Source organism: Arthrobacter sp. Dra40 (genome assembly GCF_059091905.1).
Genome location: NZ_JBNHHB010000175.1, coordinates 1 through 10,999, shown reverse-complemented (window position 1 = coordinate 10,999; position 10,999 = coordinate 1). Strand labels below are relative to the sequence as shown.

Annotated in this window: 11 protein-coding genes; 1 reads left to right on the top strand and 10 read right to left on the bottom strand. The window is 65.2% G+C overall.

What is annotated here, in order from left to right:
* The 9 genes from AC5RWT_RS29770 to AC5RWT_RS29730 all read right to left on the bottom strand — a co-directional run.
* Positions 1–1,200 (bottom strand): hypothetical protein (locus tag AC5RWT_RS29770; protein WP_494083351.1); only part of this gene is annotated, 1,200 nt, incomplete at its 3' end.
* The gene (locus tag AC5RWT_RS29765; RefSeq protein ID WP_494083350.1) at positions 1,200–1,853 is read right to left on the bottom strand and encodes a DUF6084 family protein; all 654 of its coding nucleotides are present in this window, start codon (positions 1,851–1,853) and stop codon (positions 1,200–1,202) included. The genes AC5RWT_RS29765 and AC5RWT_RS29770, both read right to left, overlap by 1 nt.
* Positions 1,850–2,503, bottom strand: a complete 654-nt coding sequence (locus AC5RWT_RS29760; protein ID WP_494083349.1) for a DUF5947 family protein — start codon at positions 2,501–2,503, stop codon at positions 1,850–1,852. The genes AC5RWT_RS29765 and AC5RWT_RS29760 overlap by 4 nt, the downstream gene beginning before the upstream one ends.
* 1 nt (position 2,504) lies before the next feature.
* Positions 2,505–3,437, bottom strand: coding sequence for a NifU family protein (locus tag AC5RWT_RS29755; protein WP_494083348.1), 933 nt, complete (start codon positions 3,435–3,437; stop codon positions 2,505–2,507).
* A 6-nt stretch (positions 3,438–3,443) separates the two neighbouring features.
* On the bottom strand, positions 3,444–5,237 hold the full coding sequence (locus tag AC5RWT_RS29750; protein ID WP_494083347.1) for a nickel-dependent hydrogenase large subunit: 1,794 nt from the start codon (positions 5,235–5,237) through the stop codon (positions 3,444–3,446).
* Positions 5,238–5,270: 33 nt separating this feature from the next.
* On the bottom strand, positions 5,271–6,329 hold the full coding sequence (locus tag AC5RWT_RS29745) for an NADH-quinone oxidoreductase subunit B family protein (protein ID WP_494083346.1): 1,059 nt from the start codon (positions 6,327–6,329) through the stop codon (positions 5,271–5,273).
* Positions 6,330–6,360: 31 nt separating this feature from the next.
* Entirely contained in the window at positions 6,361–7,197 is an 837-nt protein-coding gene (gene hypB, locus AC5RWT_RS29740) for a hydrogenase nickel incorporation protein HypB (protein WP_494083345.1), read from the bottom strand.
* A complete protein-coding gene (locus AC5RWT_RS29735) occupies positions 7,198–7,527 on the bottom strand; it encodes a hydrogenase maturation nickel metallochaperone HypA/HybF (protein ID WP_494083344.1) in 330 nt (109 codons plus the stop codon). It lies immediately after the preceding gene.
* Positions 7,528–7,653: 126 nt separating this feature from the next.
* Positions 7,654–9,204: a hypothetical protein gene (locus tag AC5RWT_RS29730; RefSeq protein WP_494083343.1), complete on the bottom strand. Its 1,551-nt coding sequence runs from the start codon at positions 9,202–9,204 to the stop codon at positions 7,654–7,656.
* Positions 9,205–9,588: 384 nt separating this feature from the next.
* On the opposite strand from AC5RWT_RS29730, the gene AC5RWT_RS29725 reads away from it, so the two are divergent.
* Positions 9,589–9,795, top strand: a complete 207-nt coding sequence (locus AC5RWT_RS29725; protein ID WP_494083342.1) for a hypothetical protein — start codon at positions 9,589–9,591, stop codon at positions 9,793–9,795.
* Positions 9,796–9,881: 86 nt separating this feature from the next.
* Here AC5RWT_RS29725 and AC5RWT_RS29720 read toward each other — a convergent pair.
* Positions 9,882–10,999 (bottom strand): NAD(P)/FAD-dependent oxidoreductase (locus AC5RWT_RS29720; protein ID WP_494083341.1); only part of this gene is annotated, 1,118 nt, incomplete at its 5' end.

Genomic DNA, 10,999 nt, shown 5'->3' with positions numbered 1-10,999 from the left:
TTTCACTCGCACCCTGCTGCCGCGTGCGACCGGAACGTTTCCGATCAGCACGGCGTCCTCGTCCGGATGGACGCTGGCGTCCGCCGCGGGATCCCACCATGGGAGGCTCCCGGATCCGCTGCCATCGTCCGATCCGGCCGGCTCTTCGACGAGCGTCGGGAAGACCGCGGCATGGGGATCGCGCAGGACGCCGTGCAGCTGCTGCAGTTCCTCGGGTGACATCGCGGCGCAGCGGTCGATCACCGCCCCCGCCCGCGGATCGGTGGCCCGGGCCTCCGCCTTTTCCTCGTCCGTCAGGGTCAGCACCCGCAGGGTGAGGATCTCGTCGATCTCCGTCGAGTCGTACAGTTCCACGGAGCTTTCGGGTGCGACGGCCGGATGGTCGTAGAGGATGATGGGCGAGATGAGCAGCACGTCGGTCTGGCCTTCAGGTCCTGCCAGAACCGGCCAGCAGCGGTACTGCCTGCAGGATTTGGCCGCGGCCCGTGCCGCTTCCGGCGGCTCAAGCAGGGAAAGGAAGTCTCCCTCGTGCAGGGCCAGCAGAGCGTGCGTTCCGATAAAGGACAAGCCGATGGCGTTTTGTTTACCTGCGGCTCCGGGTGCGTCCGCAGCGGGACCGAGGTTTTCCGCGTCGACGTGCAGCCGCATGATGCCGTCGGTGAGCGGCGTCGTGTTCAGCCTGACCTCTCCGCGCAGCCGGCGACGGCGGCGTACGAGCCGCCCGGCAACCTTGCCGGTGCTGTCGGTGATGATCTCCGTGTCCTCGCCGGCCGGCACGTCGACCGGCAGTGCCAGCCCGTCTCCCCGCGGGCCGGCAAAGTCAGCCATCGCAAACGGCCCCAGAGCGATTTCCCGCTCGACGGCTTCGTCCCAGGCCAGCCACCGGACGGCACCCACGGTGAGCTGCTCCACGGACCTGAACGCGCCGTCGTCGCACTTTTCCTCCACCGTCCGAACCTGCAGCTGGAGGAAGCGCAGGTGCACCTCCACGGCCGCTCCCGGGCCCGGTTTGAGCAGGCATTCGGCGGACATGAGCGGTTCCTCACCGTGCCCTGCCGCCGCGGCACCGGGCGGGCCGAGGATGCCGAACTGCCAGCGTGCCTGGTTCTTCCGGGACGACGCGCGGTACGGATAGAGCAGGTACCCCTCGTAAAGGACCGCATCGGCGACGGCGCGGGCCAGGCTCAAACCCATGTTCATCAGGCCTGATCACCCGCTACGCCAGCGGCTGCACCGGCCAGCAGCGCCTCCATGGTCGCCTCCCAGGAGGTAAGCCCGCGGACTGCCTTGAAACGGGCCAACGACGCGAGCACCTCGCGGTCCAGCCGGAGCCAGCCCGCGTTGGGGAAGTGCAGGTCCATGAGCCGGCGCCACGCCTCGACCGGCAGCTGGTAGGAAGCTTCGAGGTCCCACGGTACCTGTTCCACTGTGAACCCGGTCTGGCCTCTGGTGAACACGGTGCCGGAGAACAGCAGCTCCAGCGGAACCGTGCCCTCCTGCAGCGCGTGCAAGTACTTGGCCGCCGCGACCTCGAAATCGAAGGAACACGGAAGCGGCAGGTCCACCTCGGTGCTGCCGGTGAACCCCTGCACGAGGGTGCCGCACTGCAGCCAGAGGAAGGACTTCAGAGTCGAGGGCCAGCGGCCGCGTTCACCGAAGAGATCCAGCAGCCCGGCTTCCTCACCCGGGCCATAACCGCGCCGCTGCGGCAAGATACGGACCTGGCACCGCAGGGCGATCGCGTGGACGACAGCATCGCTGGACTCGGTGACGCGCAACCGGGCAGTCAGCTGGGGAGCTGCCGCGTAAGGCTCCGGCTGGATATCGAGAACCGTGAAGGACAGCGCGCTCACGGCTCACCTCCCCGCCCGGCCTCGCTCCGGTCCTCGCGCACCGGCCGGCTCCGGCTCATGACGCGGTCGAAGAACGCAGTGAGTTGCGCGCGGGACTGCTGTCCGCCGTCGAACCCGCGCCACACACGGCGCAGTTGCCCGACCAGTTCGTAGCAAGCGTCCACTGGAACCAAATAGCAGTCAGCCTGCGCCCGCTCGGGTCCCGGGCCACGGATCAGCAGCGCCTCCGTATCAGCGGCCGCGGCGGACAGGCTCGGATTGCGTGCCAAGACCGCTCCCCACGCCTCCAACGGGAGTTCGGATTCGGTGGCACCGGCGGGGCCCGGATAGAAGGCTACCGTGCGCTCCAGCTTGGAACTGTAGAAGAAGAAGGCCAGGCCCACCGGGATTTCGAGCTCCTCCCATTGGCCGGGGCCAAGGTCGAAGTCGGGGAAGGAGAGGTAGCGGTCGGGGACGGAACGGTACCGGAGCCGGGCGGAGGCATCCGTAAAGAGCAGGTAGCACGGCCGGCAGGTGCACAGCATGGCGCGGCTCTCCACATCCACGACGTGCTGGTGTTCCTCGTTGATGGGCTCACCGCACATCTCGCAGCTCGGACCGGCGGCAGTCCTCTTGGTGGCTGCGATCCGGCGCAGCAGCGCGACATCCATCTCAGCCCCCGTGCCCGGCGGACAGCGGTACGGCCACGGACATCACGCCACCACGGACCAGCAGGGGCAGTGGATCCAGATGCATGGCCTTGTCCTCCAGGCACATACCCGCCTGCCGCACGTCGAAGTGGCTGCGGCACGACGGGCAGCGCAACAGGCCGCCGCCGACCGGTGCGGCGAGTGCCCGCTGCAGCGTCGCGCCTTCCAGCGAACGGGTGCAGCGCGGGCAGTAGTCACGGTAGGCATACACGTCCTGCCCGGTCCGGCAGGCGAGGATGGGGTGTCCGCCGGCTAGGAAGCCCGCAACCTCCCCGGGTTCCAGCTCGGCGAGCTGGGGCAGGGGTTCCCAGGAGCTGGTTGGCTGGTCCCCGGAGCCATCCGGTTCCCTGTTCAGTCGGACCAGCAGCGCGTCAACGGGTATCACTGCGGGCGAGGCGGCTTGCTTTTCGGCCTCGACCACCTCGATGGCGGCCACTTCCGGGGCGGCGGTTTCAATCGCTTCCTCCACCGCGTACTTGAGGGTAACGGACGACGACGGGCACCCCTGGCAGGTGCCCAACAAACGCAGCCGCACCACGCCGTCGTCGTTAATTTCCAACAGCTCGACATCACCGCCGTGCGAGCCGAGGTAGGGGCGGACGCTGTCCAGCGCCGCGGCCACACGGGCCTGGATGTCCTGCGGGTGGAGTCCGTGGATGAGCAGCAAAGCGGAGACCAGCTCGTCTTCCGCCAGCGCCCGCATGGTGGCCGCGTCGAGTGCGTCGCGGTCCTTGAGGATTCCCAGCAGCCGTTCCAGGCCCGCTCCATACAGGTCGGTCACCTCACGCACCAGGTCCTCGGCGCGTGCGCGGGCGACGGCGCCGCCGGCCCCAAGCGCGTCAAGGAGCGTGCCGATGCGGTCACCGGCCAGGCCTGGCTGGTCCTCGGCGGGCATGGCAGGTCACTCGCCGGTCATTGTCTGGGTCGGGGAGTGCAGTTTGTCCAGGCTCTGTCCCTTGCCCAGGTACATGTGGACGCCGCAGGGCAGGCAGGGGTCGAAGCTGCGCACCGTGCGCATAATGTCGATGCCCTTGAAGTGCTCGCGGTCGTTCTCCTCGAAGATCGGCTGTCCCTGCACCGCGTCCTCATACGGTCCGGAGACTCCGTTGGAATCCGTCGGGCTGGCGTTCCACGGAGTCGGCGGGTATGGGTGGTAATTGGCGATCTTGCCGTCGCGGATCACCATGTGGTGGGAGAGCACACCCCGCACCGCCTCAGTGAAGCCGCAGCTGAACGCCTCGTCCGGAACCTCGAAAGTCTCCCACGTCTTGGTCCTGCCGGCCCGGATCTCCTCCAGCGCCTGCTCCGCGAAGTGCAGTGCGGCCGCGGCGGCGTAGGCCTGGAAGTAGGTGCGGGCCCGGTTGCGCTCCAGCGTGTTGCTCCACTGCGGCGTGTGCCATTCGAAGGACACCGGCCCTTTCAGCGCGGTCTTCGGCAGGTTGATCTGCACGCTGTGGCCGGTGGACTTGATGTATCCGATGTCCAGCAGGCCGGCGAGCGCGGTGGCCCAGAGCCGGGCCAGCGGGCCGCCGCCGGTGTCCAGCGCCAGGTTGTTTTCACCGTCGAACCAGCGCGGCGACATGACCCAGCTGTACTTTTCCGCCAGATCGCGCTTCTGCGGCTTCGGGTTTGTGTGCTGGTTCCACGGATGCCGGCGGTCCACCGGGTTGCCCAGCGCGTCATGCGTGACGAACATTTCCTGGTCCTCCCAGTCCTCGTAATACGAGGAGCCGAGCAAGATCCGGATGCCGAGGTTGATCCGCACCAGGTCAGTAGTGACGAGTTGTCCATCGACGACGACGCCGGGGGTCACGAACATCTTCCGGCCCCAGTCCGTCATGTCCTTGTACTCGAAATTGCAGACCTCCGGATCCTGGAAAGCACCCCAGCAGCCGAGCAGGGTGCGGCGCAGCCCCACTTGCTCATAGCCGGGCAGGGCCTCGTAGAAGAAGTCGAAGAGGTCGTCGTGCATCGGCACGACCTTCTTCATGAACTCCACGTAGCGCATCAGCCGGGTGATGTAATCGGTCATTAACTGGATGGTCGCCACCGTGCCGACGCCGCCCGGGTAGAGCGTTGACGGGTGGACGTGGCGTCCCTCCATCAGGCAGAACATTTCCCGCGTGAGGCGGCTGACCTGCAGGGCCTCCCGGTAGAACTCACCGGTGAACGGGTTCAGCGAACGCATGATGTCCGCGATCGTGCGGTAGCCGTGGTCCGCCTCGTGCGGGGCGCGGGTGTTCTCCGCCTTAGCCAGTACGCCGGGGTTCGTTTCGGAGACCATCTTTTCGCAATAGTCAACGCCGACGAGGTTTTCCTGGAAGATGTTGTGGTCGAACATGTACTCGGCGGCTTCGCCGAGGTTGACGATCCACTCTCCCAGATGCGGGGGTTTCACGCCGTACGCCATGTTCTGCGCATAGCACGAGCAGGTGGCATGGTTATCGCCGCAAATGCCGCAGATTCGGCTGGTGATGAAGTGGGCGTCGCGCGGATCCTTGCCCTGCATGAACAAGGAGTAGCCGCGGAAGATCGAGGATGTGCTGCGGCACTCCACAACCTGATTGTTCTCGAAATCGATCTTGGTGTAGATGCCGAGGCTGCCAACGATCCGGGTGATGGGGTCCCACGCCATCTCGACCAGATTGTTGCCGCCCAAACCGCTCTGGGAAGACGTTGGAATCGTGGAGGTCATTGTGCTTCGCCTTGTCTGGAAGTAGCCGGTCGGTTACCAGGTGCGCCGGGCACCGGTCAGGAGTTCACGTCCGGGCCGGCGCCATCTGGGCTCCTTATCGAGGGTGTTAGCCGTGATGCCGCGCAGCGTCTTGATAGCCGTACCGTAGGGGCGGACGGCATTGGTGGAGAGCTTGCCGCCGGGCGGCTCGTCCATGAATGGCATGAACTTGTCCGGGAAGCCCGGCATCGTGCAGCCGATGCAGATGCCGCCGACGTTGGGACACCCGCCGATGCCGTTCATCCAACCGCGCTTGGGGACATTGCACTTGACCACAGGTCCCCAGCAGCCGAGCTTAACGATGCACTTCGGCGACCCGTACTCCGTGGCGAAATCGGCCTGTTCGTAGTAGCCGGCGCGGTCGCAGCCCTCATGGACAGTCTTGCCAAAAAGCCAGGTAGGGCGCAGCGCCTCGTCCAAAGGGATCGGCGGTGCTTGCCCCGTGGCCTGGTACAGCAGGTACGTCATGGTTTCCGAGAGGTTGTCCGGCTGGATGGGACAGCCCGGGACGCAGACGATGGGAATTCCGGCCTTGGACTTCCAGTCGTAGCCCAGATAATCGGGAACGCCCATGGCGCCGGTCGCATTGCCCGCCATCGCGTGGATACCGCCATAGGTGGCGCAGGTACCGGCTGCGATGATGGCGGTGGCTTTCGGCGCGAGCCGGTCCAGCCATTCGCTGGTGGTGATCGGTTGTCCGGTCTCCAGATCATTGCCGAAGCCGCACCAGTAGCCGCCTGGATCGTGGAGTTGCTCGTTCGGGATGGAGCCTTCGACAACCAGCACGAACGGCTCCAGTTCTCCGCGGTCCGCCTTCCGGAACCACTCGAGGAAGTCGTCGGCCCCTTCCTGGGGCCCGCACTGAAAGTCGATGAGCGGCCAGTGCATCGCGATCTTGGGCAACCCGGGCAGGGCGCCGAGCGCGATTTCCTCGACGCTGGGCTGGGTTGCCGCCGTCAGGGCGACGGAATCGCCGTCACAACTGAGCCCCGCGTTGATCCACAGTACGTGGATGAGAGCTTCTTCTGCCTGCAAGGATGTTTCGGTAGGCATCATGGCCTCTTTTCAGAGCCCGCCAAGGGGTTCAGTGAGCGTCGGTAGTCAGGGACCCGGTCAGGGTTTCCGGCTCTGGTGCGTCGCCTCCGAGCCACCTGTACCAGCCAGGGAGCCCCTCGCCGGTGGTGGCCGAGACGACCAGGAATTCGGTCTGCGGATTGATCTGGCGGATCCGCTCCAGGCACGCGCCGATATCGAAATCGACATAGGGCAACAGGTCCGACTTGTTAACAATTACCAAGTCGGCCGCCATGAACATGTGCGGGTACTTCTGGGGTTTGTCATCACCTTCCGTGACCGAAATGACCACCACCTTAGCGGCCTCGCCCAGGTCGAAGAGCGCTGGACAAACAAGGTTGCCGACGTTCTCGATGAACACCGTCGAACCAGTGGCGGGGTCCAGAGCATCCAGTCCCCGGCGCAGCATGTCGGCGTCGAGGTGGCAGCCGGCCCCCGTGTTGATCTGGATCACGGGCCGTCCAAGCGCCCGGATGCGATCGGCATCGAGCGACGTTTCCTGGTCTCCTTCGATGACGCCGGCCTGCAGCCGGTCGCCGAACTCCTGAAGCGTGCGGACCAGCAAGGTGGTCTTGCCTGCGCCGGGTGAACTCATCACGTTCAACGCACGGATGCTCCGGCCTTCCAGCCACCCGCGGTTTCGGGCGGCGAGCAGATTGTTTTTGGCGAGCAGGTCCTGCTCGAGCAAGATGGTGTGCGGGCCGTTGGCAGCATGCCCATGATCGTGTCCGTGTCCATCCTCATGGGCATGGTCGGGGTGATGCTGATGGCCGTGGCCGGCCAACCCGATTTCGACGCCGGCCACCCGCGTGTTCTCCGCGTCGCCGCAGCCGCAGGTTGTACACATCTACGCCACCTCCACCGAGGTCACCATAAGTTCCCGGCCGCTGAGGACCTCCACGTCGGCGCTGCCGCAGGGGCACAACAGAATCAGGTCTTCAAGCGGGAAATCCCCCATGCAGTCGCGGCAGCGGCCTCGGCCAAGGGGCTCATCGATATTCAGCTGCGCTCCGGCCAACGTTGTGCCCGCGGAGGCGACGTCAAAGCAGAAGCGCAGGGCATCGGGCAGCACGCCCGAGAGCGCCCCAATGCGAAGATTCACGAGGGTAACCTGCCGATCACCTGTTCGGTCGATAACGGCGTCAATAAGGCTTTCCGTAAGTGCAAGCTCGTGCATAACTCATGCCCCTCGTGCACTCAAACATAGGCGTGTGGGGGCTAAAGCGCAATGGCCCCGGTGGCACACTCGCTCCCTATTAATCGTCCCGCGACGAGTAGCCCACCCCGTGGGCAACGAACCAGGCTACGAGCCGATTGTCAGGCCGTTCCAGCCGCCGAGTCCGACAGTGATGCGCTTCTGGATCTTCTGCGAGGAGACCGGGTAGAAGTGCAGGTTGCCCTTCTTATCCCGCGCCAAAATGCCGGACTGGCCAACGGCCACATGGTCATCGGCAGTGGACAGGTGCGTCATGGCGTTCCAACCGGACGTGGCGATCACCTTGCGGGTCTCGCTGATGAGCTTGCCTTTGCCGTTGGAGCGGTAGAGCTTCAGCTGCCCAGCCGCGGTGCGGGCGACCAAGTCCATCTTCTTGTCTGCGTCGAAGTCCAGGGCCATTACGTCCAGGCCCTTCCAGTTGCCGGAGCTTAACAGCTTCCGCGGCTCGGGCTTTGTGCCGGCCGGGTTTGCGTAGGAGTACAGCTTGCCGTCACGGTTCTTGGCAATGATCCCCGGGTACTTGTCGCCGGTCCTCCACTTGGTGACGAGGATGGTGTTGTGCTGCCATCCGCTCACACCCAGAGTGGAGCGCTTGAAGCCGCCGTTCTTCTGCCCGTAGTCGACCGTGAGCCGGCCGTCCTTCCAATTGGCGATCAGGTCCTGAATCCCATCGGCGTTCCAGTCGGCAATGTCGACGTTCATCGCTGTTGCCCATCCGGCGGAAACGAGGCTGCGCTTGTTCAAGTCCCTGCCCTTGGCAGACGGGTAGAGGTAGAGCTTGCCGGCGGAGTCCACGACTGCGACATCACCGGACGTGGCCTTGGCCGGTGCGACGGCGGCCGGCATGGCCTTCAGGTCGTTGGCGATCAGCTTCGGCATGTCATAGGTGTAGTGCGTGACCCCCGGGAGGACGGTCATCTTCGTGTGGGTGAACCCGAGGCCCTTGTATTTCTTCTCCGCGCTCGTGGCGGTGCCCAAGGCTGACCAGTTCTTCAGGCTGGTGCCGCCGCGTCCGTCGCGGCTGCCGCAGATCCAGTGCAGCTTCATCTTCTTCACTGCCGCGGGAGCGGCTGTCTCCATGCCCGTGTATCCGCCGCCGCCGACGATGGTGGCCCCGCCGCCCTTGATCCACTCCTGGCGGTCTGCCAGGAGCTCATAGGTGATGAACTCGGCTCCGCCTGAGTAGCCGTGAAACCAGATGCGGCGGGCGTCAAGCTTGTATGTGGCGATCAATGTCCCGGCCAAGGCCCGGAAGTAGTCACCGTTGCGGTCGGCATCCTCCCACCAGGTGATGCCGCCCTTCTTGTCCGGGGTGATCACGGGAACCATGATCATGTTCTTCTTGGCGGCCTCGGCCGCCATCTTCTTCATGATGGACCCGTTGGTGTGGTGCACGTAGGACTGCGCCGGATAGGAGTAGTCGCCGTGGAAGACGAACAGGACGCCGACCGGCTTTTTCGTATCGATGCCGTCGGCGTAGATGTGGTATTTGCTGGTGACACCGTTGGGAGCCGTGTAGGTCTGATAGGTCGCGCTGCGCGGAGTAGCGGCCTGCGCCGGGACACTGACGACAAGTGCTGATGCAAGAAGGGACGCTGCGAGAGCTGCTCCGAAGAACGCACGGATGAGGGGCTTCATAAGAACTGGATCCGTTCGTAGTGCTGTCGGCTGCGGAAAAGCGGCACGGGCGTCAAGGGTTGTAATCGGACGCCAGGCACTCCTGCGTAAGGAAATCTCCGGAAAACCTCACCAGTCCCCCGCCGCGGGGCCCGCTTTGGGCAAAGTCAGCCATGTCTTCCGTGCTTGGCGGGTTCTTTGCCCTTGTACCGGCGGCACTGGCCGGTGAACCCTGTCATGCCTTGATCGGACGCATTCTTGTCTGCACGCCTGTATGCCGAGTTTTGGCCGCAACGGCGCGAACATGCGGGATTGGACATACTGAGAATGCAATGGGGCACAAAGGCCGGCTGGGGACAAGCGAGGGAGATCGTGACCGTGTCCATGAGGTCAAAAGCTCCGGGCATGCTGGGACTGACCGGGGCTCTTATGCTGGTGGCCGCGCCCATCGCGGCGGTCGTTGAGTACAACCTTGATAAGCAAAACGGCTTGGTGCCAATGGGTCCGATCGGGACCTGGGTGCTTGTCCTGGCCGGAACCGGAATGGCACTCATCGTGGCGGCGATCGCGGCCGCAGCCAGGAAGCGCCGGTCCGGCGCAGAAAGCCGCTAGCAAGCTAAGAGCGGCCCAGGCGATATCCCGACAACACCGGCAGGTTCACGGCCCGGCCGGCTGTACCCTGCCTCGCTGCGAGCGACTCAGGCCCGTCCCTTCAGGATCAGGTGCCAGTAGATCTGCGGGAAGATCCGCCGGTCCATCACCCACTGCCAGCGCCGCTCCTTGGCCATCCTGAGGACCGGGTAGCTCGGTTGGGGGCGGTATTGGTCGTCGAACTCGGCAAAGAACGCGGTGCGGCGACTCAGCGTGAACGGGCAGACTGAGTAGCCGTTGTAACGCGCGTCAGGCGCGCGCCCGGCCAGAACAGCGGTGAGGTTCTTCGCCAGTACCTTGGCCTGTTTGCGAAGCGCCCCGCCGGACTTGGAGTTCCGTGTTCCGGCGGCGTCGCCGAGGGACCAGACGTTGGGAAATCGCGGGTGGCGCAGAATTTCTGGATCCACCTCGACAAAGCCGCCGCTGCTCCCCCTCGGCGGCAGTGAAGTGGCTTTCAACCAGTCCGGCGCCGACTGCGGCGGAACGGCGTGCAGCAGGTCGTACCGGACCTCCCGGTCCGCCGAGGAGCCGTGCAGCACCAGTGTCTGTGCCTCAGGATCGACCGAGGCTACGGTGGTGGAGGTCCACAGCGTGATCCCGTACTCGCTGATTTTGCGCTCCAGCTCCCGGTCCACCTCCGGCATTCCGAAGACGGTAGGCGTGGGCACCACCAAGTGCACGTTGATGTCCTGCAGCACGCCCTGTCCCCGCCAGTAGTCGCAGGCCATGTAGGCGATTTTTTGCGCGGCACCTGCGCACTTTGCGGGCCCGGGCGGCTGAGTGAATACGGCGGTGCCGGCGCGCAGCCCGCGCACCAGATCCCACGTCTTGGGGACCAGCGCGGCGTCGTAATTGGACGAGCCGCGCGGCGAGGCTACCGCCTGGGCCAGTCCGGGAACGGCGTCCCAGTCCAACTGCAGACCCGGGCAGACCACCAAGTGCTCGTAGCCAACGCGATCGCCTCCGGCCAGGACGACGACGTTCTCCTCCGGCCGCACATCGGCCGCCTCCGCGCGGATCCAGTCAACCCCCTGCGGCATGACGTTCGCCTGGGGGCGGACTGCTTCGGCCATCCGTGCAGCCCCGGCTCCTATGTGGGAGAACAGCGGTTGGAAGTAGTGCTGGTCCCGGGGTTCGATGATTGCGATGTCCTCAACGTTCCACC

What these genes read in the sequence shown, in the direction of transcription:
- AC5RWT_RS29730 (WP_494083343.1), bottom strand. Translation starts at nt 9,204, where the DNA reads ATGAAGCCCCTCATCCGTGCGTTCTTCGGAGCAGCTCTCGCAGCGTCC.
- AC5RWT_RS29755 (WP_494083348.1), bottom strand. Translation starts at nt 3,437, where the DNA reads ATGCCCGCCGAGGACCAGCCAGGCCTGGCCGGTGACCGCATCGGCACG.
- AC5RWT_RS29745 (WP_494083346.1), bottom strand. Translation starts at nt 6,329, where the DNA reads ATGCCTACCGAAACATCCTTGCAGGCAGAAGAAGCTCTCATCCACGTA.
- AC5RWT_RS29735 (WP_494083344.1), bottom strand. Translation starts at nt 7,527, where the DNA reads ATGCACGAGCTTGCACTTACGGAAAGCCTTATTGACGCCGTTATCGAC.
- hypB (WP_494083345.1), bottom strand. Translation starts at nt 7,197, where the DNA reads ATGTGTACAACCTGCGGCTGCGGCGACGCGGAGAACACGCGGGTGGCC.
- AC5RWT_RS29750 (WP_494083347.1), bottom strand. Translation starts at nt 5,237, where the DNA reads ATGACCTCCACGATTCCAACGTCTTCCCAGAGCGGTTTGGGCGGCAAC.
- AC5RWT_RS29760 (WP_494083349.1), bottom strand. Translation starts at nt 2,503, where the DNA reads ATGGATGTCGCGCTGCTGCGCCGGATCGCAGCCACCAAGAGGACTGCC.
- AC5RWT_RS29725 (WP_494083342.1), top strand. Translation starts at nt 9,589, where the DNA reads ATGCTGGGACTGACCGGGGCTCTTATGCTGGTGGCCGCGCCCATCGCG.